A 14,852-nucleotide genomic window follows, 5' to 3' on the forward strand; every position below is an offset into this window, starting at 1 on the left:
GATGACCCACCGCATTCTGATCCTCGGCGGAACCACCGAAGCCCGGCAAATGGCCGGAAAGCTGGCCGCGCGCCCGGATATTTCGGTCATACTGTCGCTGGCCGGCCGCACCGAAAACCCGGCCGCGCAGGGGGTGCCGGTGCGGGTCGGCGGCTTCGGCGGTGCCGGCGGGCTGGCGGCGTATCTCCGCCAGAACAAGATCGACCTGCTGATCGACGCCACGCATCCCTATGCGGCGCGAATCTCCGCCAATGCGGCGGAAGCAGCGCGCATGACCGGCGTGCCTATCGTTACGCTCAGGCGTCCCGGATGGGAGGCGGTCGAAGGTGATCGCTGGATGTTGGTCGACACCGTTGCCAGCGCGGTGACGGCTTTGGGATCGGTGCCGCGCCGCGTATTCCTGGCGCTCGGGCGACAGGAGGTCGCTGCCTTCAAGGCCGCTCCCCAGCATCATTATCTCATCCGCAGTGTCGACCCGGTCGAGCCCAGGCTCGCTGTGCCCGACGCGACCTATCTCTTGGCGCGCGGGCCGTTTCGGGAAGTCGACGAACATGCCCTGCTTCTGCAACACCACATCGAAGTCGTTGTTTCCAAAAACAGCGGCGGCGAGGCAACCTACGGCAAGATCGCGGCCGCGCGAGCGCTGGGAATCGAGGTGGTGATGATCCGCAGGCCGGCGCTGCCGGACGTCACGTCGGCTGAGACCGTCGAATCTCTTGCCGCGATGGTCGATCATTTTCTGGTCGGTCATGTTCTTGGGCCAGCTGCCGAACGCGGCGTGTAGACCAGCGCGGCCTTGTCACCCCGCTTGATGATCCTGGTTTCCGGCGAGCCGATGATGATGCAGGTCGCCATGTCGGCCTTCGCGGCATCGGCGTCCGCCAGCAGAAAAACCTCGATGCGCTCGTCGGGACGGCCGGCGGCACGGCCGAAGATCACCGGCGTGGTGCCGGGCAGGATCGCAGCAAGGCATTCGAAGGCGCGGCCTAGCTGCCATGGGCGCGCCTTACTGATCGGGTTGTAGAGCGCGATGACGAAGCCGGCGCCCGCTGCCGCCAGCAGGCGTAGCTCGATCAGGTCCCACGGCTTCAGATTGTCGGACAGCGATATGGCGCAGAAATCGTGGCCGAGCGGCGCGCCGATGCGGGCGGCGACGGCGAGCATGGCGGTGATACCGGGCACGATGGCGATGTCGACCGCGCGCCATTCGGGTGGGCCCGCCTCTATCGCCTCGCAGACGGCCGCGGCCATGGCGAAGACGCCGGGATCGCCGCCCGACACGACGGCGACATCGTGGCCTTCCGCAGCCTTCAGCAGCGCGTCCTTGGCGCGCGCGAGTTCCTCGCGATTGTCGGAAGCGACGCGAATCTGGTCGGGGCGCAGATCGAGCCGGTCAAGATAAGGCTTGTAGCCATAGAAGAATTTTGCCTCGGCAACGGCGCGGCTTGCCTCCGGCGTCACCTGGTCGGCGTCGCCGGGCCCGAGGCCGATGACGGTGAGGCGGCCGCTCATGCTTCGGCTCTCAATGCGTTTGGCCGGCCCGACCAGCCGGCCACCAGCACGATGGCGAAATAAGGCGCCTGGCCATCCTTTTTGTCGGCAAGCCGCATCGAGACACCGCCCGGCATGGTGCCGCGCTCGACATAGATGGCCCGCGCCAGCTTGTCGGTTGCCTCCAGCGCGCGCCTGATCTTGGGCAGGTTGCGGCCGACCTTCATGATCACCGCAGCGTCGGTATCGGCGAGGCGACGCGTCAGCTCGAATTCGCTCATGGTGCCCGGCAGCACCGTCAGCACGTCGTCGCCCTGGACGATAGACAGGCCGGTCGCCGACCAGCAGCCGGACATGGCGGTGACGCCAGGAATGACTTCGGTCGGAAAACGGTGCGCCAGCCGGACATGAAGATGCATGTAGGAGCCGTAGAAAAGCGGATCGCCTTCCGAAAGCACCGCGACCATCCTGCCGGCGCTGAGGTGCTCGGCGACCTTTTCGGCCGACTGCTCGTAGAAATCCGTTATCTGCGACCGGTAATCACTGTGGTCCTTGTCGATCTCGGTCGTCACCGGGTAGAGCAGCGGCAGTTCGATCAGATCAGGGCGAAAATGTGCGCCGACAATGGCGCGCGCATTGCTGTTGTTGCCGCGCTTGGCGAAATGCGCAACGACATCGGCCTCGGCCAGAGCACGCACTGCCTTCAGCGTCAAAAGTTCCGGGTCGCCAGGACCGGTGCCGACGCCGACAAGCCTGCCTTTTGCAATCGCATTCATAGGCCCGGCCTCGCCAATGCATTGAGGGCGGCGGCGGTCATGGCGCTGCCGCCCAGCCGGCCGCGCACGATGGCGTAAGGCACGCCATAGGAATTTTCGGCCAGCGCATCCTTCGACTCAGCGGCGCCGACAAACCCGACCGGCATACCGATGATCGCCGCCGGCTTCGGCGCACCGTCGCGCAGCTTTTCCAGCAGATAAAACAGGGCGGTCGGCGCATTGCCGATGGCGACGACCGAACCGGCCATGCGCTCGCCCCACAGGTCGATCGCCGCGGCCGAGCGGGTGTTGCCGATCTTTTTCGCGATGTCGGCTGTCCGCGGATCGCGCAGCGTACAGATCACCTCGTTGCCGGCCGGAAGCCGGGCGCGCGTGACGCCATGCGAGACCATCTGCGCGTCGCAGAAGATCGGCGCGCCGGCCCCCAACGCCGTGCGCGCGGCGGCGACGAAATCGCTCGAGAAAACGAAGTGTCGCACAGCCTCGACCTGGCCGCAGGCGTGGATCATGCGGATAGCGATTTCGGCCTCGGCTTCGGAAAAGCGCGACAGGTCGGCCTCGGCGCGGATAATGGCGAAGGAGCGCTCGTAGATCTCCGTGCCATCATGGATGTAGTCGTAGGCGTTCAGGGCGGGCATGCTCATTCCTGTCGATAGATTTCGGTGATGCCGGCCGCGCCGAGCCTCGCCAGGCAGGCGGCAGCGGTTTCGCCGGGATGTCGTGCGCTGCGGATCACCGCTGCAACGCGGCCGATGCCGTGCGCGGCGTCGTAGCCCGGCCTGTATCCGGCGGGCAATGCCTTTGCCGTCCCGTCCACGACAAGTCCGGCTCCGTTTTCGCCACCGACCAGGGTCAGCGCCGCCGGACCGGGATGGGCGCAACCCTTGGCGCAGCCGGAGATGTGCAGCGTCAGCGAGGAATCGAGGATATCGAGGTTTTCCACGGCGATGGTCTCGGCGATGTCGCGTGTCGCGATGCGGCCCGAGGCACAGGCGGGAGCACCCGGGCAGGCGGCGATCCTGGTGCGCGCGTCGGCTGCGTCGGTGACGAAGCCGAGGGTTGCGGCGGTTTTCTGGAGTGAAAGACATGCGGCTGGGGAGAGGCCAAGCAAAAGCAGCGTGCGACCCGGCGCCAGACGGATTTCGGTGGTGCCGAGGGTGAGGGCGTATTGGGTGAGATCGATAAGTTTTGGCGCTGGTATGCTGCCGAACGGCAGGCCAATACCAAGGGCGATTGCGGTGGTGGCTAGGTTAAGAACTCCGATGGGCTGGCGTTCCGTCGCGCCCCCCTCTGTCCTGCCGGACATCTCCCCCACTTGGGGGGAGATCGGCAGCTTCAGCGGCGGCTCAGGACCTCGGGTGATAGGCGAAAGCCGAGATGAGGGCGCAATCTCCCCCCTTGTGGGGGAGATGTCCGGCAGGACAGAGGGGGGCGCGACGGATCGCCAACTTGCGAGAGATCTCAGCTGCCTCGCCGTCAAATCCCGCGCATGGGCATCGCGGCCCTTTTCGGCAACCATCCTGAGAATGGCGACGGCGATGTCACAAGCCGCATCTTCCTCGGACATCGCCAGCGGCGTGGCACCCTGCGCATCTCCGGCGAGCGATACCCGCCACTTAATTCCGTCGGCGGCCCGCACCCCGACCAGCCTGACATCGGCCGTAACCGCATCCATTGTCAGCTGCCCGCCGCCGTCGACGATCACCGAAACCTTCGGGCCAAGGCGTTGCGTAACACCGGCGTCCTCAATTGCCGCCCGAATCCGCTCCGCCATCGGGCGCGGGTCGGCTATCTCCTCCTGGTCGAGCCCAGCCAGCGGGCCGGTCTCGACCGGCACGCCGGTGCGCACCGCGATGCCGAGCGCATCGACCTCCATCGCCAGCAGCCGCGCGCTTGCCGGCGTCAGGCCGCGGATCTGCAGGCTGCCGCGGGCGGTCACTTCCATGATGCCGTTGCCATGGCGCAAGGCGGATTCGCAGAGTCCGATCAACGATTTCGGCAACAGTCCTCCAGCGACCGGATTGAGCCGCACCAGCAGCCCGTCGCCGGTCTGCATCGGCGCCGACAAAGCGGGGCAGGCGCCACGGCGCGAGAAAGCGTTCATGCCGCCACTCCCAGAGCTTGCGCTTCGGCAATCAGTGCGGCGAGATCGTCATCGATCGAATTGCGCAGCGGATGCCAGAGCCCGCGCCGCCGTGCCGACAGCAAACGCTCGGCAATCACCTTCGCCGCCGCCGGGTTCTCGCGCAGGATGAAGGCGCGGACCACGGGGTCGCCAAGATAGGCGTCGTGCACCGCCTCGATCAGCGTGCCCGATATGGCATGGGTAGTCTCAGCAAAGCCGACAAGCCGGTCGACCGTCTCGGCGAATTCCGAGGCGCCGCGCGGGCCATGACGCATCTGGCCGGCGATGAAGCGCGGATTGACGGCGCGTGCCCGCACGACGCGCGACACGGCCTCACTGATCGAGCGCGGCTTCGGTCTTTGCGGGTCCGTGGTGTCGAGGACGATCACGTCGGCGTTTTTGCCGAGCGCGGCAACCGCTGCCGAAAAGCCGCCGATGAAGGCGACGTCGGCCGAGCCTTCGAGGATGTCGCGGCCGGGGTCGTCGCCGGTATGAACCAGAAGGTCGGCCTCGGCGAGGCGATCCTCGAACGCGCCGGGCGCCGAAATGCCTTTGCCCTCGGAGCCGCCATAGGCGTGCGAGGTGGCGGCGAGATAGGTGCGGCCGATCTCTTCGCGCGCGGCCCAGTCGCCGCTCGACAACAAGTCCTCGACGCCCGCGCCGTAAGTGCCCGGCGAGGTGCCGAAAATGCGCGGGCTGATCTTGCCGTCGATGCGGGTCCTAGCGGCGAGCGGGTTTTCCGAAGCGTCCTCGTCGCGGGTCGCCACCGCGTTGGCCGCGGCGTCGATCAGCGCGATCTGGGTCGGGAACATGTCGCGGAACAGGCCCGATATGCGCCAGGTGACATCGATGCGCGGACGGCCGAGTGTTGCCGGCGGCAGCACATCTATGCCGGTGATGCGGCCGGTGGCGGAATCCCATTGCGGCCGGCAGCCCATCAGCGCCAGGCCTTGCGCGATCTCCTCACCGCCGGTGCGCAGCGAGGCCGAGCCCCACAGGTCGATGACCAGCGAGCGCGGCCAGTCGCCATGCGATTGCATGTAGCTGCGGACCACTTCTTCCGCTGCCACCTTGCCCAGATCATAGGCGGTCGGCGTCGGCATGGTGCGCGGGTCGGCGGTGAACAGATTGCGGCCGGTCGGCAGCACATCGCGCCGACCCCGTGCCGGCGCACCGGCCGGACCGGCAGCGACGTGGCGGCCGTCGAGGGCGGCAAGCAGCGCGGTTTTTTCAGCTGCCGCACTTTGCCGCCGTACCGGATCAGCCTCGCCTTCCGGCGAGCGGCCGTAAATGTGCAGGCCGTCCTTGATGGCGAAATCCTTGAGATCGCAGAGCCAGGCGTCGATGCGGCGCAAAGCCTCGTCGGCTGCGTCGGTCCTGGCGACGCCTGCCTCTGAGGCGAGGCCGGTCTTTTCCGCCGTCTCGACGATCAGCTTCGCCAGGCGGTCGCGGCGGCGGCGGTCGAGCCCGTCGGCCTGAGCATATTCGTCAACCAGTCGTTCAAGCCTGTGCTGGTTTTCGTCCAGCCCGGCGCCGGTCAGCGGCGGCGGCAGATGGCCGAGCGTGACGGCGGCAATGCGCCGCTTGGCCTGCGCTGCCTCTCCCGGGTTGGAGACGATGAAGGGATAGATGACGGGCAGGGGACCGGTGACTATCTCGGGAAAGCAGTTTTCGCTGAGCGCCACGGTCTTGCCGGGCAGCCACTCCAGCGTGCCGTGGGCGCCGACATGGACAATTGCATGGATGCCGAGCGACTTGCGCAGCCAGAGGCCAAAGGCGACCAGCGCATGGCGCGGCGGCAGCGTCGGGTCGTGATAGTCGGCGCGGCGGTCGGCTGAGCGCCCGCGGTCAGGTGCGAGTGCCACGGTGACGTTGCCGAAGGTGGCTGCGCGGAAGGCGAATTTTGCGGCGGCAGACGCTTGAACACCCCCCTCTGTCCTGCCGGACATCTCCCCCTCAAGGGGGGAGATTGGCAGCTTCGGCGCTCTGTCCACCCCTGCGACGTTGGAGATTGGCGAAAACAGAGATGACAGCGCAATCTCCCCCCTTGAGGGGGAGATGTCCGGCAGGACAGAGGGGGGTGCCTCGCACAAACTTGTGTCATCTGCCGCATTCCCCCATGCGGCCGTCACGGCAGCTATCGCTTCAGCAGGCAATTCCGCCGAGTACCCGAGATAGTCCTCAAACCCCAACCCTTCACCTCCACGCTCCAGCACCTCCAGCAACTCGCGCGGCGTTTGCGGAATCCTTTCAACGGCGTAGCCGTGTTCGCTCAGGTCGTGCAGCATTGCCAGCACGCTGGACGGCACGTCGAGACCAACCGCGTAGCCGGTGCGACCGGGGGCGCTCGGATAGTCGGGGATCAGGATGGCGAGCTTGCGCTCCGCACGCGGCGTCCGCTGCAGGCGCACGAAGGCCTCGACACGGTTCGCCACTTGCGCGACGCGATCCGGCTCCGGCCGGTTGGCGAAGGCGCGGAAGGCCAATGCGGGATCGGTCTCGCTTTCGCCCTTGAAGGAGATGGCACCGGCGAGAATGCAGCCGTCGAGCTCGGGCAGGACGACATGCATAGCGAGGTCGGCAGGCGCCAGGCCGCGCTGATTGTTTTGCCAGATGTCACGGCGTGTCGTGGCGACGATGACCTGGAAGACCGGCACCCCGGCACGGTCGAACAGGGTTTCGATGCCGGGTTCCGCGCCGGAGGCGAAGGCCGTGGCGGTGATGATGGCAGCTGGCTTCAGGGCTGAGAGCGCGGTCTCGACAAAGGCGAGCGATGCCGGGTCCTTGAGGCTGGAGACGAAGATTGGCACCGGCGCCATACCACGTTGCCTGAGCGCTGCAAAAAGCGCGTCGATCGGCGCGACATCTGCGGCCAGCAGCATCGAACGGTAGAAGAGGATGGGGATGATGGGCGCGGCGTCTCCCTCCCCCTTGAGGGGAGGGTGGCCCGCAGGGCCGGGTGGGGTCGTCACGGCAGTGCGCGACGTTTTGTGTAGGCGCGCTTCGGAGAGGACCCCACCCCCGGCCTGCGGCCGGACCCTCCCCTCGAGGGGGAGGGGGACGTCGCGTTCTACGACCCCCAGTCCCGGCTCGTAAAATCCCGCCTTTGGCACGCTAACAGGTTCGGCTACCGCCGCACCCGATCCAGCGAGACTTGCCAGCCTCTGCACCAGCGCCGTCATATTTGCCGGCCCGCCCTCGCGGAAATAGCCAAGCAGGGCGTCCAACTCCTCCCGCGGCAGCGTCGAGCCTTCGATCAGTCGCAAATCCTCGTCGTGGCTCTCGCCCGGTAGGAGCGCCAGCTTGATACCGCGATTTCGCGCGATAACGGCGAGCTGGTCGCAGCCATAGCGCCACCAGTCATAGCCGCCGAGGATGCGGACCAGAATGACCTTGGCGTGGCGGGCGACGCTGTCGATCCACAGGTCGACGGACATCGGATGGCGCAGGTCGCGCAAGGCGGCGAGCCGCATCGACGGCAGGCGGTGCGCATCTGCCTTCCACGCCGCCGCCAGCCCGGCCAGGTCGCTGTCGGTGAAGGACAGCGCCACGACATCCGCAGGCGTTTGCCTGAGATCGACAGGCTCGGCGAGATCGTCGAGCGAGGCGGATGTGGTGGTGAGGATGTGCATCGCGGCTCGTACCTGGGGTCAGCCGGCGAGGATACGCTCGATGGCCGGGCGGTTCAGCCCTTTCAGGCCGATGACGACCAGGCGCGAGCGGCGGTCGTCTTCAGCGGTCCAGGCGCGGTCGTAATAGTGGTTGACGCGCGGACCGACGGCCTGCAGCAGGAGCCGCATCGGCTTGCCGCCGACTTCGACGAAACCCTTGACGCGCAACACGTTTTCTTCCTCCGCCGCCGTGGCGACCCGTTGTGCGAGCTCGTCCGGGTTGGACACGGACGCGATGTCGATGACGAACGAGTCAAAATCGTCATGTTCGTGGTCGAGCTCGTCGTCGTGGTGGGTCTTGCGGTTCTCAATGTCGTCCTCGACGGCGAGGCCGAGGCCGAGCAGCACCGACGGGTCGACCTTGCCTTGCGAAGTCGGTACGATCTTCACCGCCCGCGCAACGTGCTTGCCGATGACGGCATTGGCACGGGCCGAGCCGGCTGCGTCCATCAGGTCGCTCTTCGACAGGATGATCAGGTCGGCGCAGGCGAGCTGGTCTTCGAACACTTCCTCGACCGGATCGTCATGGTCGAGCGTCTCGTCCTGCGCGCGCTGGGCCTGCAGGGCGTCCATGTCGTTGGCTACGCGGCCATCAGCCAGCGCCGGTCCGTCGACCACGGCAATGACGCCGTCCACCGTCACGCGGCTTTTCACCGACGGCCACTGGAAGGCCTGGACCAGCGGCTTGGGCAAAGCGAGGCCGGATGTCTCGATCAGGATGTGGTCGACCCTCGGCGTCAGCGACAGGATTTGGTCCAGCGCCGGGACGAAATCATCGGCGACGGTGCAGCAGATGCAACCATTGGCCAGCTCGACGATGTTTTCCTCGGGGCAGGTGTCGATGGCGCAGCCCTTCAGGATCTCGCCGTCGATGCCGATGTCGCCGAACTCGTTGACGATGATGGCCAGCCGCTTGCCTTTGGCGTTTTCGAGCAAATGGCGGATCAATGTCGTCTTGCCGGCGCCGAGAAATCCGGTGACCACGGTGCAGGGAACGCGCGAAGGGGAGGCAGCGGTCATATCAAGTCCTTCAGAAGGTCAAGGGGAGGGATGCGGGCAACCAGGCCGCGCTTCAGGCAATCGGGACGGCCGCGCCATGGAATGAGCCCATCCGTCGAGGTGGCGAACAGCTTTGCCCCGGTGACGAGATCGGCGCCGCTGGTCGTGGTCAGATCACCGAAGACGTAACTCCAGCAGCCGTCGCGCAGCATGGCGGCGCTGAGCCGGCGCTTGCAATTGCCAAGGCATTCGACGGTGCGGATTTTGATGTTTTCGCTGGAAGCGGCGCGGCGCGTGTCCTCTGCGAGCAGTTCGCCGGCGCGCGGATGAGCGTCCGAACCGGTCTCGTCACGGCAGGACGAGCAGACGATGACGGTAACGCCGGCCGGGGAATCACCATGGCCGGACAATAAATCCGCTGTCTCAGCCGGAAAACTGCTGTCGCGTTCCAAATCAGGCTCCTTGCCCGGAAAACCCGCCAGGCGATCGGATTCTTATGTCCTAGACGGCAGGTCTCCTGGCTCGCGGGTCATCGCCTGGGTGCCGCCTTCCCGGGAACATCCCAGTGGTTTTCGGCCTTGGCTCGTCGCTTACAGTTGCGGGGACAGCCGCGGATTTGAAATCGAGATTTCGCACCGCATTCCCTCTTGGCCCTTGCCGTTGCGGGCAGGGGACCGTCTGGAACGGATTTAGGCTTGTGGGGGTAGTCGTGTCAACGCACGTCTATGACGCGGCGATATCCGCGAGCGGCCGGCCGAGGTCGCCGGCAGCGGTCACCTCGATGCGTTCCAGGCCGAGCCAGCCCTGCATCTGCTTCAATTCTTCGAAAAGCTCGGCTGCGGTTTGCAGCGAGGCGCCGGGCTCCGCATAGGCGGCATGGACGCGCAGCACGCCGGCCGGTCGGTCGGCCCTAAGGTCAACGCGCCCGACGATGCTGTCGCCGAGCAGGAATGGCAGCACATAATAGCCATACCGGCGCTTTTCGGCCGGCGTGTAGATCTCGATGCGGTAGTGGAAGTCGAACAACCGCTCGGTGCGCGACCGCTCGAAGACGACAGGATCAAACGGCGCGAGCAAGGCGCGCGCCTCGATCTTGCGCGGCAAACGGGCGTCCTTGTGGAGATAGGCTGTTTTGTTCCAGCCTTCGACGCTCACCGGCAACAGGTCGCCGGCCTCGACCAGTTCCTCGATGCGGCCCTTGATGTCGGCGGGCGACAGCCGGAAATAGTCGCGCAGGTCTCCTGCCGTGGCGATGCCGTGGGCGCGGGCCGAGATGCGCAGCAATTCGCGATGTGCATCCTCGGGACAGGGAACCGGTAGCGCGAGTACCGCCGGCGGCAGCACGCGCTCCGGCAGATCGTAGAACCGCTCGAAGCCGCGGCGATGCGCAGTGGTGATGCGGCCGGCCCAGAACAGCCACTCGAAGGCATGCTTGGCATGGCTCCAGCCCCACCAGCCGCCCGAACCCTTCTGCCCTTCGAAAGCCGACGCCGCGATCGGGCCTCGTTCGGCGACCTCGCGATAGATGTCTTCGATATAGGCGGCGTGCTCGCGGCCCCATTTGGCCAGCCCGCTGTACATTTCGTCGCCGCGCTCGGCCCGCTGCATGCGCCAGCGCATCAGCGGATAGGTCTCGACCGGCAAGAAGGAGGCTTCGTGCGCCCAGTATTCGAAGACCATGCGCTTGCGCGTGACAGCGGCGGCGTCGAGCAGCGCCAGCTTGTAGGGGCCAAGCCGCGAATAAAGAGGCATATAGTGGGCGCGCACCACGGCGCTGACGGAATCGATCTGCAGCAGGCCGGTACGGGCAAGCACGCGGGCCAGATGCCGGCGGTCGGGCGTGCCGGTGGGGCGCGGGTCATTGAATCCCTGTGCCGCGAGCGCAATGCGACGGGCCATGGCAAGCGAGATTTTTTCCTTCATGAAGGCGGTATCCGGACGATTTTAGGACAGAGAAAATGACCTGCGATTCCGCGCTATGCTAGCAGGGTTTTGGCGGCATCCATGTCAGGAGAGAAAAGTGGAGTAAAAAGTGAAGGAAATCAAACAGGAGCGGATCGGACCAGTTTTCCCGGATATGCCGTCCAGCACCGCGATTTGAACAAGGTTTGACTTGCTTCGCCGAAAGCGCTGCGCTAACCCTCGCCGCGTTGCAGCATAGAGCCCTCTTCAAACGGTTCAGTGGTTAAACTGTCACGCTTCCGCAAGTGGGTCCGGTGCTGTAATCAGAGTGGATTGGCCGCAACGGAAAGCTGCAGAATGAACGCATTGTTGAGTTCGTACCTGCCCATCGTCCTGTTCATCGGCGTGGCGCTGATCGTCGGGCTGGCGCTGCTCGCCGCACCCTTCCTGGTGGCCTACCGCAACCCCGATCCGGAAAAGCTTTCTGCCTATGAGTGCGGCTTCAACTCGTTCGACGACGCCCGCATGAAGTTCGATATCCGCTTCTACCTGGTGTCGATCCTGTTCATCATCTTCGATCTGGAGGTGGCCTTCCTGTTTCCTTGGGCGGTGTCGTTCAGTCAGATCGGCATGCTCGGTTTCTGGTCGATGATGGTGTTTTTGGCGGTGCTGACCATCGGCTTTGCCTATGAATGGAAAAAAGGAGCGCTGGAATGGGATTGAACGACAGTTCCGGCACGCTCGTCGCGCCGAAGCCCAAGGGCCTCATCGACCCCAACACCGGCAGGCCGGTAGGGTCTGACGACCCGTTCTTCCTGGAGATCAACAACGAGCTCGCCGACAAGGGCTTTCTCGTCACCTCGACCGAGGCTCTGATCACCTGGGCGCGCAGTGGCTCGCTGATGTTCATGACGTTTGGCCTCGCCTGCTGCGCCGTCGAGATGATCCATACGTCGATGCCGCGCTATGACTCGGAGAGGTTCGGTGTCGCGCCGCGCGCGTCGCCGCGCCAGTCCGACATCATGATCGTTGCCGGCACGCTGACCAACAAGATGGCGCCGGCGCTGCGCAAGGTCTACGATCAGATGCCGGAGCCGCGCTACGTCATCTCGATGGGCTCCTGCGCCAATGGCGGCGGCTATTATCATTATTCCTATTCGGTGGTGCGCGGCTGCGACCGCATCGTGCCGGTCGACATCTACGTGCCCGGCTGCCCGCCGAGCGCTGAGGCGCTGCTTTACGGCATCCTTCTGCTGCAGAAGAAGATCCGCCGCACCGGCACGATAGAGCGGTGAGCGGCATGACCCAGGCGTTGAACGACCTCTCGACCTATCTCGGCGAGAAGCTGATCGGCCGGATCGGCGTGGCGGTGCTCGCCTATGGCGAACTCACCATCTCGGTCGAGCCGCGCGACCTGATCGAGGTGGTCACCTTCCTGCGCGACGATCCGAAATGCCAGTTCATCTCGATCATCGACGTTTGCGGCGCCGATTATCCGTCGCGGGCAAAGCGCTTCGACGTGGTCTATCATTTGCTGTCGCCGAGACAGAATATCCGCGTCCGCATCAAGGTCCAGGCCGACGAAGAGACGCTCGTGCCGTCGATCACCGGGATTTATCCCGGCGCCGACTGGTTCGAGCGCGAGACCTACGATCTCTACGGCGTGCTGTTTTCAGGCCATCCGGATCTGCGGCGGATTCTGACCGATTACGGCTTTGAAGGCCATCCGCTGCGCAAGGACTTTCCGCTGACCGGCTTCGTCGAGGTGCGTTACGACGACGAAGCCAAGCGCGTCATCTACGAGCCGGTCGAGCTCAAACAGGAATTCCGCAATTTCGATTTTCTCAGCCCTTGGGAGGGGACGGATTACGTCCTTCCAGGCGACGAGAAGGCAAAGCAGTGAGTGGTGAATTGTGAATAGTGAATGGAAAAGCGGGATGGAACGTCCGGGAAAATCAACGACTATCGAGATCTGAACGTATGGAAGGATTCGATGGTATTGGCTGCGGACATCTATCTCGCGACGAAAGCATTCCCGCGAGAGGAAATGTTCGGCATGACATCCCAGATGCGGCGCGCGGCATCGTCGATACCGGCAAATATCGCCGAGGGTTTCGGCCGCGGTCAGCGCAAGCCCTTCGTTCAGTTCCTTCGTATTGCGCAAGGTTCGTTGAAGGAACTGGAAACCCATACGCTTCTTTCGATGAGCGTGGGACTGTTGGACGAGAAGAGTGCAGGGCTGTTGTCGGTCAGGTTCGAGAAGTTGGGAAGATGATGCGTTCGTTCATTCGATCGCTGGAGGTCGATTCAGGCCAATGACTATTCACCATTCACCATTCACCATTCACGTGGCGCGCGAGCAACACGCTCATGGCTGAAACCTCCGTTCGCAACTTCAACATCAATTTTGGCCCGCAACATCCAGCGGCGCACGGCGTTTTGCGTCTGGTGCTGGAGCTTGACGGCGAAGTCGTCGATCGCGTCGATCCGCATATCGGGCTGTTGCACCGCGGCACCGAAAAGCTGATCGAGGCCAAGACTTATCTGCAGGCCGTGCCCTATCTCGACCGGCTCGATTATTGCGCGCCGATGAACCAGGAGCACGCCTTTGCGCTCGCCGCCGAGCGGCTGCTCGGCATCGAGGTGCCGAAGCGGGGCCAGTTGATCCGAGTTCTCTATTCGGAAATCGGCCGCATCATGTCGCACATCCTCAATGTGACGACGCAGGCGATGGATGTCGGTGCGCTGACGCCGCCGCTGTGGGGCTTCGTCGAGCGCGAAAAGCTGATGGTGTTTTATGAGCGTGCCAGCGGCTCGCGCATGCATGCCGCCTATTTCCGCCCCGGCGGCGTCCACCAGGACCTGCCGCAGAAGCTGGTCGAGGACATCGGCAGCTGGATCGACCCGTTCCTGAAATCGGTCGACGACCTCGACTCACTCTTGACCGGCAACCGTATCTTCAAGCAGCGCAATGTCGACATCGCGACGGTGTCTCTGGCCGACGCCTGGGCCTGGGGTTTTTCGGGCGTCATGGTGCGCGGCTCGGGTGCACCCTGGGACCTGCGCAAATCGCAGCCCTATGAATGTTACGCCGAGATGGATTTCGACATTCCGATCGGCAAGAACGGTGACTGTTTCGACCGCTATCTGGTGCGCATGGAAGAGATGCGCCAGTCGGCCAAGATCATGCGCCAATGCGTCGACCTGTTGCTCGGTAAGGAGGGCAGCGGGCCGGTGTCCAACCTCGACGGCAAGGTGGTGCCGCCGAAGCGCGCGGCGATGAAGCGCTCGATGGAAGCGCTGATCCATCACTTCAAGCTCTACACCGAAGGCTACCGCGTGCCGGCCGGCGAGGTCTATGCCGCCGTCGAGGCACCGAAGGGCGAGTTCGGCGTCTATCTGGTCTCCGACGGCACCAACAAGCCCTATCGCTGCAAGCTGCGCGCGCCCGGCTTCGCGCATCTCCAGGCCATGGACTTTTTGTGTCGCGGCCACATGTTGGCCGACGTCACCGCCGTGTTAGGTTCACTCGACATCGTGTTTGGTGAGGTCGATCGGTGATGATGGGAATGGCTCGACCGTCAAAGGCGTTTCTGGCCGCGGCATGCCTTGCGGCTTCCGCTGAAGTGTCGCTTGCTGGGTCCGGTGAGGGTCCCTCGTCAACCGATCTTCTCAAAGAGGGGTTCAAGCTTATTGCAGAAGGCGATCTGCTTACAGTCCGTGGCTTGAGCACCCAGACCCCAGCAATGGATGAGGGCATTCTTGTCCATGGCCGGCCGTCGACATCGTCCAACTGCGCGGTTCATGACAACCTCGTAGCGTCATTGATCCCCGAAGAATATCGTTGCAAGCCAATAGCTTGGGTGTATAGCCGCTATGACGGATACA

The 14,852-nt window shown here is 64.6% G+C and carries 14 protein-coding genes and 1 riboswitch; of the genes, 6 read left to right on the plus strand and 8 right to left on the minus strand.

From position 1 onward, the window contains the following. Nucleotide 1 precedes the first annotated feature (1 nt). Nucleotides 2–784 carry a cobalt-precorrin-6A reductase gene (locus tag NKI52_RS20850; protein ID WP_352636681.1) on the plus strand — a complete coding sequence of 261 codons (783 nt, stop codon included), beginning with the start codon at nucleotides 2–4 and terminating at the stop codon, nucleotides 782–784. Here NKI52_RS20850 and NKI52_RS20855 read toward each other — a convergent pair. The 8 genes from NKI52_RS20855 to NKI52_RS20890 all read right to left on the minus strand — a co-directional run bounded on the left by NKI52_RS20855 (nucleotide 748) and on the right by NKI52_RS20890 (nucleotide 10,985). Next, complete coding sequence (locus NKI52_RS20855) at nucleotides 748–1,512, minus strand: precorrin-3B C(17)-methyltransferase (protein WP_352570393.1); 765 nt, start codon at nucleotides 1,510–1,512, stop codon at nucleotides 748–750. The two genes, NKI52_RS20850 and NKI52_RS20855, sit on opposite strands and share 37 nt — an antisense overlap. Further along, the gene (locus NKI52_RS20860) at nucleotides 1,509–2,267 is read right to left on the minus strand and encodes a precorrin-2 C(20)-methyltransferase (RefSeq protein WP_352699352.1); all 759 of its coding nucleotides are present in this window, start codon (nucleotides 2,265–2,267) and stop codon (nucleotides 1,509–1,511) included. Before NKI52_RS20860 ends, NKI52_RS20855 begins: the two co-directional genes overlap by 4 nt. Next, a complete protein-coding gene (locus NKI52_RS20865) occupies nucleotides 2,264–2,896 on the minus strand; it encodes a precorrin-8X methylmutase (protein ID WP_352699384.1) in 633 nt (210 codons plus the stop codon). Before NKI52_RS20865 ends, NKI52_RS20860 begins: the two co-directional genes overlap by 4 nt. An 11-nt stretch (nucleotides 2,897–2,907) precedes the next feature. Then, nucleotides 2,908–4,371, minus strand: coding sequence for a precorrin-3B synthase (gene cobG / locus NKI52_RS20870; protein ID WP_352699354.1), 1,464 nt, complete (start codon nucleotides 4,369–4,371; stop codon nucleotides 2,908–2,910). Further along, nucleotides 4,368–8,024: a cobaltochelatase subunit CobN gene (locus tag NKI52_RS20875; protein ID WP_352699356.1), complete on the minus strand. Its 3,657-nt coding sequence runs from the start codon at nucleotides 8,022–8,024 to the stop codon at nucleotides 4,368–4,370. The genes cobG and NKI52_RS20875 overlap by 4 nt, the downstream gene beginning before the upstream one ends. A gap of 18 nt (nucleotides 8,025–8,042) precedes the next feature. Further along, nucleotides 8,043–9,083, minus strand: coding sequence for a cobalamin biosynthesis protein CobW (gene cobW, locus NKI52_RS20880; protein WP_352699358.1), 1,041 nt, complete (start codon nucleotides 9,081–9,083; stop codon nucleotides 8,043–8,045). After that, nucleotides 9,080–9,514 carry a DUF1636 family protein gene (locus tag NKI52_RS20885; protein WP_352699360.1) on the minus strand — a complete coding sequence of 145 codons (435 nt, stop codon included), beginning with the start codon at nucleotides 9,512–9,514 and terminating at the stop codon, nucleotides 9,080–9,082. Before NKI52_RS20885 ends, cobW begins: the two co-directional genes overlap by 4 nt. A 38-nt stretch (nucleotides 9,515–9,552) precedes the next feature. Further along, a riboswitch (cobalamin riboswitch) is annotated at nucleotides 9,553–9,756 on the minus strand. A gap of 29 nt (nucleotides 9,757–9,785) precedes the next feature. Continuing rightward, nucleotides 9,786–10,985 carry a winged helix-turn-helix domain-containing protein gene (locus NKI52_RS20890; RefSeq protein ID WP_352699362.1) on the minus strand — a complete coding sequence of 400 codons (1,200 nt, stop codon included), beginning with the start codon at nucleotides 10,983–10,985 and terminating at the stop codon, nucleotides 9,786–9,788. A gap of 336 nt (nucleotides 10,986–11,321) precedes the next feature. Here NKI52_RS20890 and NKI52_RS20895 point away from each other — a divergent pair, with 336 nt between their 5' ends. From NKI52_RS20895 to NKI52_RS20915, 5 genes are all read left to right on the plus strand, one after another. After that, the gene (locus tag NKI52_RS20895) at nucleotides 11,322–11,687 is read left to right on the plus strand and encodes an NADH-quinone oxidoreductase subunit A (RefSeq protein ID WP_352699365.1); all 366 of its coding nucleotides are present in this window, start codon (nucleotides 11,322–11,324) and stop codon (nucleotides 11,685–11,687) included. After that, nucleotides 11,678–12,259, plus strand: a complete 582-nt coding sequence (locus tag NKI52_RS20900; RefSeq protein WP_023670824.1) for a NuoB/complex I 20 kDa subunit family protein — start codon at nucleotides 11,678–11,680, stop codon at nucleotides 12,257–12,259. Before NKI52_RS20895 ends, NKI52_RS20900 begins: the two co-directional genes overlap by 10 nt. Nucleotides 12,260–12,264: 5 nt before the next feature. Further along, a complete protein-coding gene (locus tag NKI52_RS20905; protein WP_023676630.1) occupies nucleotides 12,265–12,867 on the plus strand; it encodes an NADH-quinone oxidoreductase subunit C in 603 nt (200 codons plus the stop codon). A 21-nt stretch (nucleotides 12,868–12,888) separates the two neighbouring features. Further along, nucleotides 12,889–13,239 (plus strand): four helix bundle protein, encoded by a 351-nt coding sequence (locus NKI52_RS20910; RefSeq protein WP_352699367.1) that lies wholly within the window; start codon nucleotides 12,889–12,891, stop codon nucleotides 13,237–13,239. 95 nt (nucleotides 13,240–13,334) lie between these two features. Continuing rightward, nucleotides 13,335–14,525: an NADH-quinone oxidoreductase subunit D gene (locus tag NKI52_RS20915; RefSeq protein ID WP_352699369.1), complete on the plus strand. Its 1,191-nt coding sequence runs from the start codon at nucleotides 13,335–13,337 to the stop codon at nucleotides 14,523–14,525. Nucleotides 14,526–14,852 lie beyond the last annotated feature (327 nt).

Origin of the sequence: Mesorhizobium sp. M0590 (assembly GCF_040320905.1) — a bacterium.
Classification (GTDB): domain Bacteria; phylum Pseudomonadota; class Alphaproteobacteria; order Rhizobiales; family Rhizobiaceae; genus Mesorhizobium.

Bases quoted from the DNA above. Each gene is read 5' to 3' on its own strand.
- NKI52_RS20850 (WP_352636681.1), top strand. From the start codon at position 2: ATGACCCACCGCATTCTGATCCTCGGCGGAACCACCGAAGCCCGGCAA.
- NKI52_RS20855 (WP_352570393.1), bottom strand. From the start codon at position 1,512: ATGAGCGGCCGCCTCACCGTCATCGGCCTCGGGCCCGGCGACGCCGAC.
- NKI52_RS20860 (WP_352699352.1), bottom strand. From the start codon at position 2,267: ATGAATGCGATTGCAAAAGGCAGGCTTGTCGGCGTCGGCACCGGTCCT.
- cobG (WP_352699354.1), bottom strand. From the start codon at position 4,371: ATGAACGCTTTCTCGCGCCGTGGCGCCTGCCCCGCTTTGTCGGCGCCG.
- NKI52_RS20875 (WP_352699356.1), bottom strand. From the start codon at position 8,024: ATGCACATCCTCACCACCACATCCGCCTCGCTCGACGATCTCGCCGAG.
- cobW (WP_352699358.1), bottom strand. From the start codon at position 9,083: ATGACCGCTGCCTCCCCTTCGCGCGTTCCCTGCACCGTGGTCACCGGA.
- NKI52_RS20890 (WP_352699362.1), bottom strand. From the start codon at position 10,985: ATGAAGGAAAAAATCTCGCTTGCCATGGCCCGTCGCATTGCGCTCGCG.
- NKI52_RS20895 (WP_352699365.1), top strand. From the start codon at position 11,322: ATGAACGCATTGTTGAGTTCGTACCTGCCCATCGTCCTGTTCATCGGC.
- NKI52_RS20900 (WP_023670824.1), top strand. From the start codon at position 11,678: ATGGGATTGAACGACAGTTCCGGCACGCTCGTCGCGCCGAAGCCCAAG.
- NKI52_RS20905 (WP_023676630.1), top strand. From the start codon at position 12,265: ATGACCCAGGCGTTGAACGACCTCTCGACCTATCTCGGCGAGAAGCTG.
- NKI52_RS20910 (WP_352699367.1), top strand. From the start codon at position 12,889: ATGGAAAAGCGGGATGGAACGTCCGGGAAAATCAACGACTATCGAGAT.
- NKI52_RS20915 (WP_352699369.1), top strand. From the start codon at position 13,335: ATGGCTGAAACCTCCGTTCGCAACTTCAACATCAATTTTGGCCCGCAA.